Origin of the sequence: Pseudoalteromonas ostreae (assembly GCF_018069805.1) — a bacterium.
GTDB lineage: Bacteria > Pseudomonadota > Gammaproteobacteria > Enterobacterales > Alteromonadaceae > Pseudoalteromonas > Pseudoalteromonas ostreae.
On record NZ_JAGPYN010000010.1, the window covers coordinates 143,307 to 163,856 of the forward strand.

Genomic DNA, 20,550 nt, shown 5'->3' on the forward strand with positions numbered 1-20,550 from the left:
GCATGAGCCAAGTAACAACATTAATGACAACCGACATTGATAGCCTTTTTTTAAACGATGTTATTGCAGGGCTGTCACAGCAGCAAAAGAATCTACCCTGTAAATATTTTTACGATGATAACGGGGCCGCTTTGTTTGAGCAGATCACTGAGCTTGATGAGTACTATGTGACACGCACAGAGCTAAGCATTTTAACCAAGCACAGCCAAGCGATTGCCAAGTTGCTTCCTGATAACTTATCAATCATAGAGCCGGGTTGTGGATCGGGTAAAAAAATTGCTTATTTGTTAGCGCACTTAGTGAATGTGAAAAGTTTTGTGCCATTTGAGATCTCTAATGAAATGCTTAATTACTCACTGGCCCATTTATCTCCATTATTTCCAGAGTTAGCTATTTCGCCGTTGTTGGGGGATTTTACTCATAGCCAAATGGTAAAGCAGTTAAGCCGTGAAACACAATTGGATAGCCAAACGAATCTCGTGTATTTTCCAGGCTCAACAATAGGCAATTTTTCACCGCTAAAAGCCATTGAGATCATGAAAAATTTCCATCGGTTATGTGGTATTAACGGGTATGTACTGATTGGCATTGATTTGCTCAAAGACCGCCAAGTATTGCTTAATGCTTATGACGATAAACAAGGCGTCACCGCAGCATTTAATAAAAATTTGCTGCAGCGCATTAATGCTGAGTTAAATGCTGATTTTGATCTTAGCCAGTTTCATCACCAATCACTATTTAATGAAAAACTAAGCCGTATTGAAATGCATTTGATCAGTAACTGTGAGCAAACAGTCACCGTCAATGGCGAATCATTTAGCTTTTCTCAAGGTGAGAGTATCCATACAGAAAACTCCCATAAATACGCACTACAGGCATTTACTCAACTTAGCGCTCAAGCCGAATTACGTTTAGAGCAAACGTGGCAAGACGAGCAGGGATATTTTGCATTGTGTTTATTGAGGCCATTTTAAACAAGGCGCACTCCATCCTTTATTATCTAACTGATAATAACATTACTGTTTATTAAACGGTAATTAATGGTTGCTCCTGCAACAGAATCTTGGAAAAGCTGGCCATGGGTTTGTTCAGTGTATTGTTTGATTATCGGGGCAATAATGCTGATGGCTGAACCTGTAGCGCTATCTTCATCCACGCCATAATAAGGAGCAAAATATCGAAAATGCCACAGTGTGGTTTGATTAGCTGTTTGGCGTTGTTGCAATACAATCACTGCATTTGGGTAGTATTGTAATTGTGCTGTATTTATCGCGAGTGTTTTTAAAGGCTGATCACTGTTGATCATCACAGTACTGTAGCCGTTAATTTCTGCTGTTTTATAGCTTTGCACTATTGAGGCTGGAATGGCTTGTTGCAGCAGAATCTCTGTTTGTACCTCGGCGCTATCAATGGTGGCTAATTCTAGTTGCAGTGCGCGTTGATATATTCTGGTTTTAAATACTTCCCCTGTATTTGTAAAAAATGCGTTTGGGCTACACCCTTGCCATTTTTGTAAAAACAGTGCAGCGGCGAGTGTCCCATGACCACAGCGGCTGATCTCATGGCTGTGATTAAACCAACGAATAGGGCATCGATTTTTTTTGATATTGGCTTGATTTAAAAATACGGTGGCGGGCTGAGCGGTGTTTTTTGCAATACATTGCATTAGTCGAGTTGTTAACCCAGTTTTATAAATAACAATTAACGCAGACGAGCCTTTACAGCGTCTCGCTGTATCGTTAAAAACTTGCTCAATAGCAAAAGACTGCACAAAGCGCGGGGCTTTGTGCAGTCTGTGAGTTAATGCCAGATTTAATAAGCGACTAGGCTTATTATTTCTTTTGTGCATAGGCGTCGTTATGAATACCTGCGGCACGACCTGATGGATCGGCATTATTTTGAAATGATGCATCCCATAATAACGCTTCAGGTGTTGAACAAGCGACTGACTTACCATGTGGTACGCATTTGGCGGCTGCATCACCTGGGAAGTGAGATTCAAAAATAGTACGGTAGTAATACGCTTCTTTTGAATCAGGTGTATTAATAGGGTATTTAAATTTTGCGTTTTCAAGCTCTTGATCAGTTACTTGCTCGTTTACAAACTCTTTTAATGTATCAATCCAGCTGTAGCCTACGCCATCCGAAAACTGCTCTTTTTGACGCCATAACACTTCATCAGGTAAGTAGCCGTCAAAGCCTTCACGTAAAATATGCTTTTCAATTTTACCATTTTTACACATTTTAGCTTCAGGGTTGATACGCATAGCAACATCAACAAACTCTTTATCAAGGAAGGGAACGCGGGCTTCTACACCCCATGCCGCCATTGATTTATTTGCGCGTAAGCAATCAAACATGTGTAGTTTAGATACTTTACGATTTAATTCTTCATGAAACTCTTGTGCATTTGGTGCTTTATGAAAGTACAAGTAACCACCAAATAGCTCATCAGCGCCTTCACCAGAGAGCACCATTTTAATACCCATCGCTTTGATTTGGCGAGCCATTAAGTACATTGGCGTCGAGGCACGAATGGTGGTTACATCGTAGGTTTCAATGTGATAAATAACTTCACGTAGGGCATCAATCCCTTCTTGGATCGTAAATATAATTGGGTGATGAACAGTCCCTATCATATCAGCTACTTTTTGTGCAGCCGCTAGATCTGGGGAGCCCTCAAGGCCAACCGAGAAAGAGTGCAGTTTAGGCCACCATGCATCGCTTTCATCATTATCTTCAATACGTTTTGCTGCAAAACGTTGGGTAATAGCTGAAATAACCGATGAATCTAAACCACCTGACAACAACACGCCATAAGGTACGTCACACATTAGCTGACGTTTAACTGCGGCTTCAAGTGCATCTTTGACGTCTTCGGCTTTTGCGCTGTTATCTTTAACTGCATCGAAGCTTTGCCAATCACGGGCATAATATGGGCGTAATTGACCATCTTTACTCCATAAAAAATGTCCAGGAGGAAATTCTTCAATATGCTTACAGATGGGTGAAAGTGCTTTTAGCTCTGAGGCAACATAAAAGTTACCGTGCTCATCGTGGCCAGTATAAAGTGGAATGATACCAATATGATCACGGCCAATTAAATAAGCGTCTTGTTCTTCGTCATATAAACAAAAAGCAAAAATACCGTTCAGATCATCTAAAAATTCAGGCCCTTTCTGTTTGTATAACGCTAAGATAACTTCACAATCTGATTGAGTTTGAAAAGTGAAATTGGTTTTAAGGTTAGCGGCAAGTTCTTTGTGATTATAAATTTCGCCATTAACCGCTAGAATATGAGTTTTCTCAGGATTATATAAAGGCTGTGCACCGCTAGATACACCAACAATGGCTAAACGTTCATGCACTAAAATCGCTTTCTCAGATGAATATACACCAGACCAATCAGGCCCGCGGTGACGTAATAATTTTGACATTTCAATTGCTTGCGTACGCAATGGAGCGGGATCAGACTTTATATCTAATACACCAAAAATTGAACACATAGTAACTCCTCATTCCTATCATGTGCGTTAGTTAGGCCATAATACCTAACCATTCAGGTTTGTTTTAACAGAAATATTTAATTAAGTCACATAGCTTTTACACTATTTCCAGAATAATTTATGCACCAGCATGGCTACAAATGCACCAAATTGGTCAGTGGGTGGTGCCAGCTGCGACTTTTACATCTTGTTTTGCAACAATAGCTTCGTTGATCATTACTTTTAACGCGCTTAGCACGGTTTCTTCGCTCATACTCGCTGCGCCATTATGGTGCACAGCTTGGCTTGGTAAATAAGGGATATGCACAAAGCCCCCTTTGATGTGTGGTTCATGCTCATTGATATGATGTAATAGACCATACATAACGTGATTACACACATATGTACCCGCTGTATTAGAAATGGCGGCTGGGATCTCACTTTGTTGCAGTGCTAATAACATGCGTTTGATAGGTAATTGTGCAAAATAAGCGGCAGGAGCATTTTTGACGACGGGGTGATCAATGGGTTGCTTACCTGCGTTGTCTTTAATTCGGGCATCATCAATATTAATTGCGATACGCTCTATGCTTATTTCACTGCGGCCACCGGCTTGGCCGATACATAATACTAGAACCGGATGATGCTGCTCTATGGCTTTATAAAGCACCTCTAATGAGGTATTAAACTCACACGGTAGCTCAAGGGCTATTACTCGGTGCTTAGCGATTAAATGTTCGTCGAGTTTACTTACCGCTTGCCACGACGGATTGAGCGATTCGCCGCCAAATGGTGCAAACCCAGTTATCAATACGCAGGGCATGCTTGATGTCAGTTTAGTCATTAAAAATCACCATGTAGATTAAAATACAATCAACCGCCAACAGGATGAAGGTGGTTGCACTTGACCCTTTATAACATTGTAAATGCAGTTTAAAATAAATTATGGTTATTTAAGTTACAATATATCCATCAATGCTTATTTCTAAGTGCAATAGTAAGTTGTTGCAAATGAGCATCTAGCTTAGCTTGTGCTGCATTCGCCGCTGCTAAATCAACATAGCTAAAGTTAATACTGTCACCTGGCTTTAGCTGCGCAAAATGATAAAGGTCGGCACTAATTATGCCACCAAGTAATGGGTAGCCACCGGTCGTTTGGCCATCATTAAGCAAAACAATTGGTTCACCGCTAGGTGGTAATTGAATCGAGCCTGGGATCACAGCTAACGAGGGCAATGAATGAGAATGTGCTAATTGATTACTCGATGTTTGTAGTCTGACCCCCATGCGGTTACTTTGAGGGGTAACTTGCCAGGTTTTGGCACAAAAATCATCAAGCGTAGATTGGCCTAGCAGCTGCGTATGAATACTAGGATGTATACGAATTAGGCGTCGTTTAGGTGGCGATAGTGCCCCCAGTTTTGGCCAGTTTTGTGAGCTGGGTGTAATTGGGATGGTATCGTTTTCTTTTAGCGCTGCGCCAGTTGTACCACCAAATCCGGCGGTTAAATCGGTCGCCCGTGAATTCATAACGCGCTCACAATTAATGCCACCTTTAACAGCTAAATAGGCTCTAAAGCCATTTCTAGCTGCAGCAAATGTAAGAGTTTGGCCTTGTTTAACTGTGTATGTCCAACCGGGATAAACTGGCGTGTCATCCAATTTAGCTTTCATGTCTGTGCCAATAAGGGCAATGAGTGTGTCGCAATTAAATTGCAGTTGTGCCAGCCCTAATGTTATTTCAATAACGGCGTCGTTATCATCGTTATCGAGCAAGCGGTTTGCTATGGTCATGGCGTAGCTATCAATTGCCCCTGATTGAGCAACCCCTAAATGACGAAAGCCAGTCCGGCCTTTATCTTGTATAGTCATTAATAAGCCGGGTTTTAGGACGGTGATCATGATGCAGACTCCAGACAAACAAATTGCAGTGTATCACCAGGTTGAATAACACTGGGTGGATTTGCGTGACAGTTAAATAAAGTGAAATCAGTGTGGCCAATAATATGCCAACCGCCAGGAGAATCAGCAGGGTAGATACCGGTTTGATCTGCACCGATAGCAACAGAGCCTTTGGCAACGTGCGTACGTGGGGTTGCTCTGCGGGGCGTATGTAATTGTGCAGTTAAACCATGCAGGTAGACAAAGCCAGGTTGAAATCCTAGAAACAGTACTTGGTAATGTGCACCACTATGTAATTCAATCACTTGTTTTGGTGAGAGAGCATGTGCATCAGCGACAAAATCTAGATCAGGACCGTATTCACCGCCATAGTGAGTGAGTATTTTATGGTGCGCACCTTGATGTTGTTGTGCGTCTACTTCGTCCCACCAGCTTACTAAGGTGGTTTGCCATTTGCTGAGCTCTTCAGTGTTGAGCAAATAAACGGTGAGTGAGTTCATTGCCGGTACGATATCAATAAAGGCGTTACTCTCTTTGCATTGCTTCACCAATGCCCAGATCTTTTTTTGGGTAGTTAAGCTGTCTTCGCCCAAGTGTGTCGCATCTAAAAATACGCTGTTGCTACTGAGTATTACAACAGATACGGTTGCTTGTGAGTTCATGGATGATTTTTTATTAATTCTTAATCTTTCCAAATTAGCACACTCAGTATTAAATGTTTACAGCAATACGATTAGATTTATGGAATTTAATAAGGAAGTATTGTTTGTACATTGTTGGTGGCTACGCATAAGCACAAAGAGGTACTTGCTTATGCGTAATGATGCAGCTTAGTTGCTTAACAGCAACTCACCACTTAATAGACGAACGCCATAACCAGTGCTGCTGGCTGATATTTCATCTTTCCTTTACCGACGAGCGAAATAGGTGTGTCATTTTAAAGCTGCGATATAGCGCGATAAAATAAAGAAACAAATGAAATAATAGTGTCAGCGATAAGGTCTACTAAAATGTAGCAATTAATAGAGTGTGGAGGAAGAATGAATGATGACATCAAAGAGTTGGCTTAAATTAGCCTCTTGTAGCGTTTTGTTTAGTGCGGCAAGTCATGCGCTGTCGATTGAAAATGAAAAAGGCGATGATGTGCAAGCCACAATGCATTTAGAAACTATTGTGCTCGGCTCTGGCTGCTTTTGGGGCGCTGAAAAACGCTATGAAGCATTAGATGGTGTGCTCGATGCTGAATCAGGTTATGCTGATGGCAAAGGGTTCAAAGCTACTTATCGCAGTATTACTAAGCAATCACGCCGCTTCGATGAGAACAATTATGCTGAAGTCGTACAAGTTACTTACAATAGTAATATCATAAGCGCCAAAACATTACTGAAAAATTACTTTGAAAGTCATGATCCAACCCAAAAGAATCGCCAAGGTAATGATATTGGTACTCAGTATCGTTCAATTATTTTAACTACAACGGCCGAGCAAGGTCAGGTGGCTGCACAGTTACGAACGCAATATCAAAGTAAACTTACCGCTGCTGGGTTTGGGGCTATCAAAACGACCGTAAAACCGCTCACTGAGTTTTTTCCGGCGGAGGAATACCATCAAGACTATTTAGTTAAAAATCCAAATGGCTATTGCCCCGATCACTCAACCGGCGTGGTATTTGAAAAAGTCAGTGAAGGTTCAGTAGACAACACGGCATTATTAGCAGGGAAGCAAATAGTCGTAATTGATTCGCGTGGTTATTGCCCGTACTGTGAAAAGTTTAAAAAAGATGTCAGTAATGACTACAAAGGCAGTATTGCATTAACGTATCGAAAGGCTGATCAACTTGATGGCTTAACAATTAAAACGCCAACATGGGCAACACCCACCATCTTGTTTTTAGAAGATGGCAAAGAGGTGTATGGTCGCCAAGGTTATGTCCCAGCAACTGAATTTTATAAAGCACTGGGTGCTTTTAAATTAGGAGATAGTGAGGCGTATTCGGTAGCATTTAATGCCCGTACTGATAGTCCATTCTGTAAGCAATACGATATATTCAAAAATACTCCCGATGGCATTTTTATAGATAAACTCAGTGGAGTGGCGTTATTTGATACTCGTGACAGGTTTAAATCGGGCACTGGCTGGTTGTCATTCACACATCCTGTCAAAGACACAGTAACACTACATGACGATGACAGTTATGGCATGCAGCGTATTGAAATAAAATCAAAATCTTCTGGTATTCATTTAGGACATTTGTTTCCCGGTGAAGGCCCTAAAGGACAAGATCGGTATTGTATAAATGCAACTGTGTTAGAGTTTGTCGCTCGCAAACAAAGCTAACGTATGGCTAGTTTATCTAAAGTAAAACCCAGCTAGGCACTGGGTTTTACTTTGTAAGTATTACTTAAGATGTTTAAAGGTATCGAGTAACCACTTTATAAATAGTTCAAGTGAGGCGTTGGTTTCGCTTGGCTCGTGTTGGACTAAATAATATTTGTCTTTAGTCACTAACGGCTCCTCAGTAAAGTTAAATAGCCAACCTTCATCAAACCAAGTTTGACTAATAGGGAGGGGAATTAGTGCTATCCCCATGCCCTGTTGGGCTGCGCGGGCGACACCAAACATACTGTCTATCTGAATGATTTGTTTTGGTGAAAAGTCATCAAGGCCTGCATGTTCTGCCCATTGATGCCAAGCCCAAGGACGTGCTTTATGTAAAATCAGTGGAACTTGTTGTAAGGCTTCAAGTGGCTTATTGTGCCATTGTTGCCAGTTTTCTTTATTACACGCCGGTGAATATTGTAAGGAGAACAGCTCATGTACGACCCCTTCGATAAGTTTTGACGACGACAACACAATTGATAAGTCGCTGTTTATAGCTGATTCTTTACGGGTTTTCATGGTATTAAGTTGTAAATTGGTTTTCGGGTGCTCTGTGGTCCACTCACTGAGTTTTGGCATCAATAATTCACTGGCAAAAAACTCAGGTAAAGTAATACTGATAGTGACATTTTCTTGTAACTGGCTAAATTCAGTGATGGTCTTTTCAAGCGCCTTGATCAGCGGTGACACCGAGTCATAAAAGTTTTTGCCAGCAGCCGTTAAATTGATCGAGCGTGTTTGACGTTCGAATAGCTCAATACCTAACTGCTCTTCTAGTTGCTTGATTTGATGACTAACAGCAGAAGGCGTGAGATAAAGTAGATTAGCGGCTTTTTTAAAGCTTAACGTTCTTGCCGCAAAACAAAATGAACGTAATCCTCTAATAGGTGTTTGCATAATCGAAGTTAGTAATTACCAATAACGTTAGTAGAGCAATAATTATCCCAGTTTGCAAAAAAACTCTGTTAAAATATGAGGAGAGGTAATATTTGCTAAAATACAGAATAAATAGACTTTTTTATTGTTTAATCTACTAAAAATGGCTGGTTTATTTAATTATCCCTGCCATTTAATAAACTATATGTTTAAGCGATCTTAAAAGTTTCACAATCTTGAGGCATTATACGCTATTTATGTGATAAATTGGTGCACATAAAAAAATCCCTCTTGCGAGGGATTTTGGGTAACTCAGCGCCATTGGCACTGGGAATGAGGTCGGTACAGGTGGATCTGAGCGTTAAATTAAAACACCATCTCAGGAATTTCACCATCAACAAGTAATTTACCTGCTGTCTTACTAATAATTTCATCAACAGACACGCCCGGTGCGCGCTCTAGCAGATGAAATGCGCCGTCTTTGACTTCTAACACGGCTAAATCCGTTACTATTTTCTTTACACAATTAACACCAGTTAACGGTAAAGAGCAACTTTCTAGCAGTTTCGAATCACCATGTTTACTTGCATGGGTCATAGTAACGATAATATTTTTTGCGCCAGCGACAAGGTCCATCGCGCCGCCCATGCCTTTTATAAGCTTTTTAGGGATCATCCACGATGCGATACTACCGTTTTGGTCAACTTCAAATGCACCTAGAACAGTTAAGTCTACATGACCTCCACGGATCATTGCAAAACTATCTGCGCTATTAAATATGGCTGCACCTGTGGCTGCTGTCACGGTTTCTTTACCCGCGTTGATCATATCAGCATCAAGTTCTGCTTTGGTAGGGTATTGCCCCATGCCTAGTAAGCCATTTTCAGACTGTAACATCACCTCAATGTTATCAGGCACGTAGTTTGCCACTAATGTAGGAATACCGATACCGAGGTTAACGTAATAGCCGTCTTGTAGTTCTTGTGCAACGCGCATTGCGACTTGTTCACGTGATAATGCCATAATTATTGCTCCTTAATCGCGAGTGGTTACACGTTCAATGCGTTTTTCAAAGTTACCTTTGATCACGCGATTAACAAAAATACCAGGGGTGTGAATTTGGCTTGGTTCTAATTCACCCGGTTCAACAATTTCTTCTACTTCAGCAACGGTAATTTTACCAGCTGTTGCGGCCATTGGATTAAAGTTCATGGCGGTATGGCGAAATACTAAATTACCATAACGGTCCGCTTTCCATGCTTTTACAATGGCAAACTCACCAGTGATTGATTCTTCTAAGATATAAGGACGACCGTTAAATTCTTTTACATCTTTACCTTCTGCCACAGGCGTACCGTAACCTGTCGCTGTATAAAAAGCAGGGATGCCAGCACCACCGGCACGCATTTTTTCAGCCAGCGTACCTTGCGGAGTAAGCTCTACGTCAATTTCGCCGCTCAACAATTGCTGTTCGAATAGGGCATTTTCACCCACGTAGGAGGCAATGATTTTTTTAATTTGCTTGTCGTGCAATAAAATACCTAAGCCAAAATCATCCACACCGCAGTTATTCGAGACCACAGTAAGTTCTTTGGTTTGTTTACGTTTGATTTCGCTGATCAATCCTTCAGGGATACCACATAAACCAAAACCACCAGCGATAATAGTATCGCCGTCTTTTAAGCCTTCCATTGCAGCTTCATAACTTGAAACCACTTTATCGAAACCGGCCATGGGCCCACTCCTTATTTATAATTATATGACTACTAACTCAAGGCTAAATATAGACTATTGCTCAGTAGTTTGATTTTTAAGTGCCAAGGATACCTTGCTCACAGGTTGTTTATTTAATGCCGTGCAAATTGCCCAACCAGCTTTAGCCAGTCTTTCTAAATCAATTCCATGCTCTATGCCAAGTCCTTGTAGTAAGTAAACTACATCTTCAGTGGCAACATTTCCTGACGCACCCTTTGCATAAGGGCAGCCACCAAGGCCTGCAACCGCACTGTCAACCGTTGCTATACCTCGTTTTAGGGCAGTGTAAATATTTGTGAGCGCTTGACCATAAGTGTCGTGAAAATGAACAGCTAACAATGACTTATCAATTTCAGCTAGTAGCACGTCCAACAGCTCATCGACCTTTTTTGCGGTACCTACGCCAATAGTGTCGCCAAGGCTTACTTCGTAACAACCAAGGTCTAATAACTTTTGACATACTTGTAGTACGCGCTGCGGATCGATATCGCCTTCGTATGGGCAGCCAAGCACACAACTAACATAACCACGAACACGAATATTATGTGATTTAGCAAAGGCCATTACATCAGTAAAGCGGGCTATGCTTTGGTCAATTGAGCAGTTAATATTCTTTTGACAAAAGGCTTCACTGGCAGCGGTAAAAATAGCAAATTCTTTAATACCTACAGCATGCGCTGCTTCTGCACCTTTTAAGTTAGGCGTAAGTGCCATTAAATTAGTGGTAGGTAAATCAAGCGCTCTGATCACATTGCTTGAATCGGCCATTTGCGGCACCCATTTCGGTGATACAAATGCACCTGCTTCAATGTCTTTAATACCTGCACCAGCAAGGGACTCAATTAAGGTTACTTTATCCCGGGTAGTTACTGCGCGCTCGTTTTGTAAGCCATCACGGGCGCCCACTTCAACAATGCGAACATGACTTGGTAGTGTACTATTCATCTGCTGCGCTCTCATCGCTGACAATGGCTAATAGGGCACCATGACTCACCAGTGCGCCTTCTGCAAAACAATAGCTTTGCAATACACCATCATGGGGGGCGGTGAGCGTATATTCCATTTTCATCGCTTCGATAATGACGACTTCATCACCTTTAGTGATTTTACTACCCACATTCACTAAATGTTTAACAACCGTACCATTGAGCGGAGCTGCAAGCGGGAGCGCATCGCTTTCATGCTCGCTTACATAATGCTTATCAACAATCTCATAGCGGCTTTGAAGTGCCTTATACATCACTGTGATGGTGTTATCATCAGTATCTATATGTGCGCTGTGTTTATCACCATTAATAAAGACACTACAGTGGGTATTATCAATGCTGCCAGAGGTTGTATAGTCAACTTCATTCACGTGAATAATATAACCATCAGTTGTTGCTGTTGCCGTGATCTGCTGTTCAACAAATGGGACTGTAATGGTAGTTGCACTGTTGAGTTTAAAACCGGCTAAATTATCCCAAGGCGAGCATTTACTCTGTTGATTTAGGCTGGTTAAATAGCTAAATGCGGCAATAATTTGACTAATACCATGGTGTTTTTGATCCTCGTTTAGTAAGGCTTCACCTTGCTCTTCAATAAAGTGAGTATCAGGCGCGCCTTGCTTAAAGGTTGCATGGTTAGCAAGGGTGTGTAAAAAACTCACATTGCAACTAAAGCCCGCTAAATGAAACTGCTCAAGGGCTGTGCTTAAGCGCGCTAAAGCTTGCTCGCGCGAGTCATCATGAACGATCAATTTAGCGATCATAGGATCGTAAAATGGACTGATCTCATCCCCTTGCATGATCCCAGTATCAATGCGTACATACTCAGATTGAACTGGTATATACAAGCCATTGATGGTACCAGAGCAAGGAATAAAGTCATTGCTTGGATCTTCGGCGTAAATACGCGCTTCAAAGCTGTGGCCCTGTAATTGGATATCACTTTGTTGCATGGGTAATGGGTTACCTGCGGCGACGTTAATTTGCCAATTAACTAAATCGACACCAGTCACCATTTCAGTAACAGGGTGCTCAACTTGCAGCCGGGTGTTCATTTCCATAAAGAAGAATTCATCGCCACACAGTAAAAACTCCACCGTGCCTGCACCTCGGTAATTGATCGCAAGTGCGCAGCGTACTGCGGCTTCGCCCATTTCTTTACGTAGTTGGTCAGATAAACCAGGCGCGGGGGCTTCTTCAATCACCTTTTGATGGCGGCGTTGTAATGAACAATCACGATCACCTAAGTACACACAGTTACCGTGATTATCAGCAAACACTTGCACTTCAACATGGCGTGGTTTATTAACATAGCGCTCAAGTAGTACTAAGTCGTTACCAAAACCGGCGATTGCCTCACGCTGTGCACCTTGTAGAGCACTGATAAAGTCTTTTGCATGTTCAACCACGCGCATGCCTTTACCACCGCCACCAAAGGCTGCTTTGATAAGTACTGGGTAACCAATTTTTTCCGCTTCAGCTTGTAAAAACGCAGGATCTTGTTTGTCACCATAATAACCAGGTACTAATGGTACATTCGCGGCTGCCATTATTTCTTTGGCGCGGGTTTTTGAGCCCATGGCTTCGATACTGCTCGCTGGTGGGCCTATAAACGCAATATTATTGGCTTCACACGCCTTTGCAAATTCACTGTTCTCAGATAAAAAGCCGTAACCTGGGTGAATGCAATCAGCACCTGCATCCAGGGCTACTTGGATAATTTTATCAGCCACCAAATAGGAGTCTTTACTCGGCGCTGCGCCAATATGGTAGGCTTCATCGGCGAGTTTTACATGTTGTGAATTTTTATCTGCATCAGAGTAAACCGCCACAGTGGTTAAGCCCATTTGCTTTGCGGTACGCATTACCCGACAGGCAATTTCGCCGCGATTAGCAATAAGAATTTTTTGTAATGATTGTGTGCTCATGGTGATCCCTATTTTTGCCAATTTGGTGGGCGCTTTTCAAAAAATGCAGTTAAGCCTTCTTGGCCTTCTTTTGATACGCGAATTTCTGCAATCCGCTCAGCGGTTAAATTAATGATTTGACCATTAATATCATGACCTGCCACATCGTTGATCAATTGTTTTGCTGCGCGAACCGCGACAGGGCCGTTGTTGATCAGTGTTTCAAGTAGTTGATCAAGTGCGCAGTCCAGTTTCCCAGTTATTTGATGAATTAAGCCTAATTGCTTGGCGGTGTGAGCATCAAAAATCTCAGCGGTTAAAAAATAACGACGTGCGGCCCGTTCGCCAATTGCTTTGATCACATACGGGCTGATCACCGCAGGAATGAGGCCGAGTTTGACCTCGCTTAAACAAAATTGTGCGTTGTCTTGGCATATGGCTATGTCACAACAGGCAATTAAGCCCAGTGCGCCGCCAAATGCGGCACCTTGTACTGCACAAATTGTAGGTAATGGGCTCGTGGCTAATACATGCATCAGCTTGGCAAGTTGCTTTGAATCAGCGAGGTTTTCGCTAAAATCATTGCCCGCCATCGATTTCATCCAATTAAGGTCAGCACCCGCTGAGAAATGTTCGCCTTCGGTTTTTAATACCAATGCGCGAACATCAAGCGTATTGGCATGTTCAATACATTGAATAAGCTCTTGAATTACTTGCTCGTTAAAAGCATTACGCTTTTCTGGGCGACTTAAAACGAGTACAGCCACATTTGATTTAGTTATTTGTAGTGTTACTGACATACTCACGTCCTTACATTCTAAATACACCGAATTGTGAATCTTGTTTTGGTGCGTTTGCTGCTGCGCTTAATGCCAAACCAAGTACATTACGGGTATCAGCAGGGTCGATTATGCCGTCATCCCATAAACGGGCGCTGGCATAGTATGGATGACCTTGTTGCTCGTATTGATCAATGATTGGCTTTTTAAATTCGCTGATTTGCTCATCAGTCATGCTTTGGCCTTTACGGGCTAAACCATCTTGCTTAACTTGCGCCATAACGCCTGCTGCTTGTTCGCCGCCCATCACAGAAATACGCGCATTAGGCCACATCCACATCATAGTCGGTTCAAACGCACGACCACACATGCCATAGTTACCTGCGCCATAAGAGCCGCCAATTAATACGGTAAATTTTGGAACATCAGCGCACGAAACAGCCATCACCATTTTAGCGCCGTGTTTAGCAATGCCTTCGGCTTCGTATTTTTTACCTACCATAAAGCCGGTAATATTTTGTAAAAACACCAGTGGAATATTTCGTTGTGCGCACAGCTGTATAAAGTGCGCGCCTTTTTGAGCTGACTCACTAAACAAAATGCCATTGTTAGCAACAATCCCAACTGGGTGATCATAGATTTTTGCAAACCCAGTCACTAAGGTATCGCCAAAGTAACGTTTAAACTCATCAAACGAAGAGTCATCCACGGTACGTGCTATTACTTCACGCACATCAAACGGTTTTTTAAGATCGGTGCCAACAATGCCGTATAATTCGTTAATGTCATAACGCGGTGCTTTTACTTGCTCTAATATTGGCGAAGTAGGGCGTTGATAATTAATTCGTTCAATACATTGGCGAGCAATTGATAACGCATGAGCGTCATTTTCAGCGTAATGATCGGCAACCCCTGATGTTTTACAGTGGACATCAGCGCCGCCAAGTTCTTCTGCGGTTACCTCTTCACCTGTAGCCGCTTTTACCAGCGGTGGGCCAGCTAAAAAGATTGTGCCTTGCTCTTTTACAATGATGCTTTCGTCGGCCATTGCAGGCACGTATGCGCCACCTGCGGTACATAAACCCATAACAACAGCAATTTGTGGAATCCCTTTACCTGACATACGCGCTTGGTTATAAAAAATACGACCAAAGTGCAGTTTGTCAGGAAACACATCATCTTGCTCAGGTAGGTTGGCACCACCTGAATCAACCAAATATATACACGGTAAATGACACCGCTCGGCAATATCTTGTGCGCGTAAATGTTTTTTAACGGTTAGCGGAAAATAGGTGCCGCCCTTAACTGTCGCATCATTGGCGATGATCATACATTCAACGCCTTTGACACGACCAATACCAGCAACCACACCGGCGCATGGAATTGCTTGTTCGTACACGCCATACGCAGCAAATTGCGAAATTTCTAAAAACGGCGAACCTTCGTCAAGTAAGGTACTAATGCGTTCACGCACGAACATTTTACCACGGCTTTCATGGCGTTCTATTAACGCTGCACCACCACCTTGGCTGATCTCGCTTACTTTATCGTGTAAGTCATCAACCAGTGCTGCCATATTTTTATGATTTTGTAAAAACTGCGGGTCATGAGGGTTGACGCTTGATTTTAAAATAGTCATAGCGCTTATCCTTAACGGCTTTCAGTAAATAATTCGCGACCAATGAGCATACGGCGAATTTCCGAGGTGCCGGCACCAATTTCATAAAGCTTAGCGTCACGCAGTAGGCGGCCAGTGGCGTATTCGTTGATATAACCGTTGCCACCGAGAATTTGAATAGCATCAAGTGCCATTTTAGTTGCCAGCTCTGCCGCATATAGAATTGCGCCTGCTGCATCTTTACGGGTCGTTTCACCGCGATCACATGAACGCGCAACAGTGTATACATAAGAGCGGGCTGCATTCATTTGTGTATACATGTCGGCTACTTTGCCTTGTATCAGCTGAAATTGACCAATCGGTGTATCAAACTGCTTACGTTCATGAATATACGGTACAACAATATCCATACAGGCTTGCATGATACCCAGCGGGCCTGCCGCTAGCACAACACGTTCATAATCAAGGCCACTCATTAGTACCTTAACGCCTTCGTTTAAATTGCCAAGAATATTCTCTTCTGGTACTTCACAGTTTTCGAACACTAATTCACAGGTATTTGAGCCGCGCATCCCGAGTTTGTCGAGTTTTTGGGCGGTAGAAAAACCAGGGAAATTACTCTCAACAATAAATGCGGTGATGCCTTTAGCGCCAGCGGTTAAATCAGTTTTAGCATAGATCACTAAAGTATGCGCATCTGGACCATTGGTGATCCACATTTTATTACCGTTTAAAATGTACTTATCGCCTTTTTTCTCGGCTTTAAGTTTCATTGATACAACGTCAGAACCTGCGTTTGGCTCACTCATGGCAAGGGCGCCAATGTGCTCACCACTAATTAATTTAGGTAAGTATTTTTCTTTTTGTGCTTGCGTGCCATTACGATTAATTTGATTAACACACAGGTTAGAATGAGCACCGTAACTTAGACCGATAGAGGCACTCGCTCGGCTAATTTCTTCCATTGCGATTACGTGTTCAAGGTAACCAAGACCGGCACCACCGAGCTCTTCGGGTACGGTCATACCTAGCAAGCCCATTTCGCCAAGTTGTGGCCAAAGCTGATTAGGAAACGCATTATCAAGATCGGTTTTTTCAGCTAAAGGGGCAATTTCTTGGCTAGCAAAACTGTTTACATGATCGCGGATCATATCTGCGGTTTCGCCAAGGCCAAAGTTCATTTCTTTATATAGTGAAATAGTGCTCATGATTCATTCCTGTGTGAGAGACTGTTAATGAATAGTCATTTAATCGTTATTGTTTAAAACTAGTTATTCATCTAATTGATTTAAGGTGTCGCGACAACGACGCTCTGCGGTTACTAATTCCATCAAGACAACTTTAATGTCATCCATTTGTTGGCTTAGATCCGCTTTTTTATCTGAAATTAAGTCAAGCATCGTCACTAACTGTTTAGCGCTGGATTTATCGGCATCATAAAGTTCAAACAAACGGCCTGTTTCAGCTAAGGTAAAACCTAACCGCTTGCCACGTAAAATAAGTTTTAAACGCACTTTATCGCGTTTTGAATAAATACGGGTTTGACCATTACGCTCAGGTGAAATTAAGCCCTGATCTTCGTAAAAGCGAATTGAGCGGGTGGTTATATCAAACTCTTTAGCCAGTTCACTGATACTAAAGGTTTGTTCATTGCTTGCCGGTTCGGCGGCTGAACTTGCAAAGTTTGTTTGATTATCTTGATTCATAGTGTTTTTACCTCATTCGAATAACCCCAATATAAGTGAAGTTTACGTAAAGGTAAAGTGGATTGTAGAACTTATACTTTAGACTAATAACCTAAAGCCATAAATAGCAGGTGTAACCTGTATTAATGCAGCTTGCAGGGGCGCTGTTTGTATTAGGCTACAGCAAAATAAAGATATGTTTACACTTTCGTTGGGCGCAAAAACCTTGATTTTAGATTTACGTTGGCGTAAACGTAAATATTATGTATGCTCATAAGCAGATTATAAATTACAGTGTTTGGCTAATCTCTGCATATGAATATAGCCAATTATAAAATGGAGCCTTTTTTATGACTACCGAAGCCGTTGTTATTGTAGCAGCAAAACGCACCCCAATGGGTGGTTTTATGGGAGCCCTTAGTGATGCAGCCGCCACTGAGTTAGGTGCAACAGCCATTGCCAGTGCGCTTGCTGACACCGGATTAAGCGATACAGCTATTGATGAAGTGATCATGGGCTGTGTATTACCGGCAGGTTTAGGTCAAGCGCCAGCACGTCAAGCAATGTTAAAAGCAGGTCTTGCGCGCAGTACTGGCGCTACGACTATCAACAAAGTATGTGGTTCAGGTTTAAAGGCCGCCATGCTTGCACATGATTTAATTAAAGCCGGTTCAATTAACAGCGCGGTTGCAGGTGGCATGGAAAGCATGACCAACTCGCCATATTTTATTCCTAAAGCGCGTGGCGGTATGCGTATGGGCCATGGCGAAATTAAAGATCACATGATGAGTGATGGCCTAGAAGACGCATACGATAATAAAGCGATGGGCTGTTTTGCTCAAGATACGGCTGATGAATACGGTATTGGCCGCGAGCAAATGGATGAATTTGCACTTAATTCATTGACCAAAGCAAATGCAGCGATTGCAAATGGCGATTTTGTAAATGAAATTGCGCCGCACACTATTAGCTCTCGCAAGGGCGATGTAATCATCAGCATTGACGAGCAACCAGGTAATGCGCGCCCAGAAAAAATTCCCGGTTTGCGTGCTGCGTTTAAAAAAGACGGCACCATCACTGCTGCTAATTCATCGTCAATTTCAGACGGTGGCGCAGCCCTTATTTTAATGAGTGAATCCCACGCCAAAGCACAAGGGCTTACGCCACTGTGTCGTATTGTTGCGCACAGTACCCATTCTCAAAAACCAAGTGAGTTTACTCTTGCTCCCGTTGGCGCAATGAATACTTTGCTCGCAAAAGCAGGCTGGACAACTGACGACGTTGACTTATGGGAAATTAACGAAGCATTCGCCATGGTAACAATGTTGGCGATTAATGAATTAAAACTTGATGCCAGCAAAGTGAATGTTAATGGTGGTGCTTGTGCACTTGGCCACCCAATTGGTGCTAGCGGCGCACGTATTTTAGTAACACTTATTCATGCTCTTAAAAATCGTGGCCTGAAAAAAGGCGTAGCGTCTTTATGTATTGGCGGTGGCGAGGCGGTCGCACTGGCAGTTGAAGCACTATAAATTAGTTAAATTTAAACTCTTACAGCCGTAGGCTCTTTTAACAATAACTACTGCGGCTTAATTTATTACCCTCTGGGGAGGAGTGCGTTATGCACCAAGTACCATTACTGATCAACGGCGAATTTGTTCAATCAACATCAGATCAACTGATTGACGTTATTAATCCAGCAAACCAAGAAGTGTTAGCACAAGTACCGTGTGCTACCGACGCTGAAATGGATGCGGCTATCGCATCAGCCAAAGACACCTTTAAAAGCTGGAAAGATGTGCCAATTACTGAACGTGCGCGCATTATGATGAAGTATGCAGCACTTTTAAAAGAGCACCACGATGAACTAGCCACCATTATTTGCCATGAATTAGGCAAAACCTTTGAAGATGCCAAAGGCGATGTTTGGCGTGGTATTGAAGTGGTTGAGCAAGCAGCTAATGCGCCATCTTTAATGATGGGCGAAACCATGGAAAACGTGGCCCGTAAAATCGATACTTACTCATACATGCAACCACTGGGTGTGTGCGCGGGTATTACGCCGTTTAACTTCCCAGCGATGATCCCACTATGGATGTTCCCACTTGCGATTGTGTGCGGTAACACCTTTATTTTAAAACCCTCTGAGCAAGATCCGCTGACGCCAATGCGACTCGCTGAACTGTTCATTGAAGCCGGCGCACCAGCAGGTGTATTACAAGTTGTTCATGGCACTAAAGTACAAGTTGACCGCTTATTAGAAGATCCCGCAGTACGCGCCATTTCGTTTGTTGGCTCGTGTGGCGTAGGTGAATACATTTATTCTAAAGGCACGGCTAATTTAAAACGTGTACAAGCCTGTGTCGGTGCTAAAAACCACATGGTGATCATGCCTGATGCAAGTCGCTCACATGTAGTTAATAACCTTGTTGGTGCCTCTGTTGGTGCTGCGGGTCAGCGTTGTATGGGTATTTCAGTGGCGGTGTTTGTTGGCCAAGCGAAAGACTGGGTTGAAGACATCAAAGCCGGTTTTGCCAATGTGCGCCCGGGTGTGTGGGATGACAAAGATGCAGCCTATGGTCCGCAAACATCGACCGCAGCCAAAGCGCGTATTTTGTCACTGATTGCACAAGGTAAAGAGCAAGGTGCAACGTGTTTAATTGATGGCTCTGATTTTACTGTCGAAGGCCATGAAAAAGGTAACTGGGTAGGACCTACCTTATTTACTGACGTCACCACTGAGATGGATTTATACAAAGAAGAAATTTTTGGCCCAGTACTGGCGTGTATGTTTGTTGATTCGCTTGATGAAGCAATTGCCCTTATTAATGAATCACCATTTGGTAATGGTACGTCATTATTTACCTCAAGCGGTGCGGTTGCGCGTAAGTTCCAACATGAGATTGAAGTCGGTCAAGTGGGTATTAACGTACCAATTCCTGTGCCATTGCCATTCTTTTCGTTCACCGGTTGGAAAGGGTCATTCTACGGCGACACTCACACATATGGTAAGCAGGGTATTCGTTTTTATACTGAGACCAAAACAATTACTTCACGTTGGTTTGAAGACGAGATTGCCTCTGGTCCAAACATGAGCATAAATCTTAAATAACACGTTTATCATAATAAAAAAGAAGGGTAACGAAGGCACTCTATTTTATTGAGTCTTCGTTACCCT

The 20,550-nt window shown here is 42.6% G+C and carries 18 protein-coding genes; 4 read left to right on the forward strand and 14 right to left on the reverse strand.

What is annotated here, in order from left to right:
- The first annotated feature begins 2 nt into the window (after nt 1–2).
- Nucleotides 3–974: an L-histidine N(alpha)-methyltransferase gene (egtD, locus tag J7338_RS10075; RefSeq protein WP_210796939.1), complete on the forward strand. Its 972-nt coding sequence runs from the start codon at nt 3–5 to the stop codon at nt 972–974.
- 26 nt (nt 975–1,000) lie between these two features.
- Here the strand turns inward: egtD and J7338_RS10080 are convergent, their stop codons facing one another.
- The 5 genes from J7338_RS10080 to pxpB all read right to left on the reverse strand — a co-directional run bounded on the left by J7338_RS10080 (nt 1,001) and on the right by pxpB (nt 6,049).
- Complete coding sequence (locus J7338_RS10080; RefSeq protein ID WP_210796940.1) at nt 1,001–1,849, reverse strand: PhzF family phenazine biosynthesis protein; 849 nt, start codon at nt 1,847–1,849, stop codon at nt 1,001–1,003.
- Complete coding sequence (gene asnB / locus J7338_RS10085) at nt 1,833–3,506, reverse strand: asparagine synthase B (RefSeq protein WP_210796941.1); 1,674 nt, start codon at nt 3,504–3,506, stop codon at nt 1,833–1,835. Before asnB ends, J7338_RS10080 begins: the two co-directional genes overlap by 17 nt.
- A gap of 154 nt (nt 3,507–3,660) precedes the next feature.
- Nucleotides 3,661–4,329: a pyroglutamyl-peptidase I gene (gene pcp, locus J7338_RS10090; protein ID WP_210796942.1), complete on the reverse strand. Its 669-nt coding sequence runs from the start codon at nt 4,327–4,329 to the stop codon at nt 3,661–3,663.
- A 128-nt stretch (nt 4,330–4,457) separates the two neighbouring features.
- The gene (locus J7338_RS10095; protein ID WP_210796943.1) at nt 4,458–5,387 is read right to left on the reverse strand and encodes a 5-oxoprolinase subunit C family protein; all 930 of its coding nucleotides are present in this window, start codon (nt 5,385–5,387) and stop codon (nt 4,458–4,460) included.
- Nucleotides 5,384–6,049 carry a 5-oxoprolinase subunit PxpB gene (gene pxpB / locus J7338_RS10100; RefSeq protein WP_210796944.1) on the reverse strand — a complete coding sequence of 222 codons (666 nt, stop codon included), beginning with the start codon at nt 6,047–6,049 and terminating at the stop codon, nt 5,384–5,386. Before pxpB ends, J7338_RS10095 begins: the two co-directional genes overlap by 4 nt.
- 382 nt (nt 6,050–6,431) lie before the next feature.
- Between pxpB and msrA the strand changes: the two genes are divergently transcribed.
- A complete protein-coding gene (gene msrA, locus J7338_RS10105) occupies nt 6,432–7,724 on the forward strand; it encodes a peptide-methionine (S)-S-oxide reductase MsrA (protein WP_210796945.1) in 1,293 nt (430 codons plus the stop codon).
- 60 nt (nt 7,725–7,784) lie between these two features.
- On the opposite strand, the gene J7338_RS10110 is transcribed toward msrA, so the two are convergent.
- The 9 genes from J7338_RS10110 to J7338_RS10150 form a co-directional block, all read right to left on the reverse strand.
- Entirely contained in the window at nt 7,785–8,663 is an 879-nt protein-coding gene (locus J7338_RS10110; RefSeq protein WP_210796946.1) for a LysR family transcriptional regulator, read from the reverse strand.
- Between the two features lie 345 nt (nt 8,664–9,008).
- Complete coding sequence (locus tag J7338_RS10115; RefSeq protein ID WP_169020931.1) at nt 9,009–9,665, reverse strand: 3-oxoacid CoA-transferase subunit B; 657 nt, start codon at nt 9,663–9,665, stop codon at nt 9,009–9,011.
- Between the two features lie 12 nt (nt 9,666–9,677).
- Nucleotides 9,678–10,376 (reverse strand): CoA transferase subunit A, encoded by a 699-nt coding sequence (locus tag J7338_RS10120; RefSeq protein ID WP_145233270.1) that lies wholly within the window; start codon nt 10,374–10,376, stop codon nt 9,678–9,680.
- Between the two features lie 54 nt (nt 10,377–10,430).
- Nucleotides 10,431–11,342, reverse strand: a complete 912-nt coding sequence (locus tag J7338_RS10125) for a hydroxymethylglutaryl-CoA lyase (RefSeq protein ID WP_210796947.1) — start codon at nt 11,340–11,342, stop codon at nt 10,431–10,433.
- Nucleotides 11,335–13,311, reverse strand: a complete 1,977-nt coding sequence (locus tag J7338_RS10130; RefSeq protein ID WP_210796948.1) for an acetyl/propionyl/methylcrotonyl-CoA carboxylase subunit alpha — start codon at nt 13,309–13,311, stop codon at nt 11,335–11,337. Before J7338_RS10130 ends, J7338_RS10125 begins: the two co-directional genes overlap by 8 nt.
- 8 nt (nt 13,312–13,319) lie before the next feature.
- Nucleotides 13,320–14,090: an enoyl-CoA hydratase/isomerase family protein gene (locus J7338_RS10135; protein WP_210796949.1), complete on the reverse strand. Its 771-nt coding sequence runs from the start codon at nt 14,088–14,090 to the stop codon at nt 13,320–13,322.
- Between the two features lie 10 nt (nt 14,091–14,100).
- Nucleotides 14,101–15,708: a carboxyl transferase domain-containing protein gene (locus J7338_RS10140; RefSeq protein ID WP_210796950.1), complete on the reverse strand. Its 1,608-nt coding sequence runs from the start codon at nt 15,706–15,708 to the stop codon at nt 14,101–14,103.
- Between the two features lie 11 nt (nt 15,709–15,719).
- On the reverse strand, nt 15,720–16,895 hold the full coding sequence (locus tag J7338_RS10145) for an isovaleryl-CoA dehydrogenase (RefSeq protein ID WP_145233275.1): 1,176 nt from the start codon (nt 16,893–16,895) through the stop codon (nt 15,720–15,722).
- A 63-nt stretch (nt 16,896–16,958) separates the two neighbouring features.
- Nucleotides 16,959–17,393 carry a MerR family transcriptional regulator gene (locus J7338_RS10150; RefSeq protein ID WP_145233276.1) on the reverse strand — a complete coding sequence of 145 codons (435 nt, stop codon included), beginning with the start codon at nt 17,391–17,393 and terminating at the stop codon, nt 16,959–16,961.
- 329 nt (nt 17,394–17,722) lie between these two features.
- Here J7338_RS10150 and J7338_RS10155 point away from each other — a divergent pair, with 329 nt between their 5' ends.
- Nucleotides 17,723–18,904, forward strand: coding sequence for a thiolase family protein (locus J7338_RS10155; RefSeq protein WP_210796951.1), 1,182 nt, complete (start codon nt 17,723–17,725; stop codon nt 18,902–18,904).
- 89 nt (nt 18,905–18,993) lie between these two features.
- On the forward strand, nt 18,994–20,484 hold the full coding sequence (locus J7338_RS10160) for a CoA-acylating methylmalonate-semialdehyde dehydrogenase (protein ID WP_210796952.1): 1,491 nt from the start codon (nt 18,994–18,996) through the stop codon (nt 20,482–20,484).
- Nucleotides 20,485–20,550 lie beyond the last annotated feature (66 nt).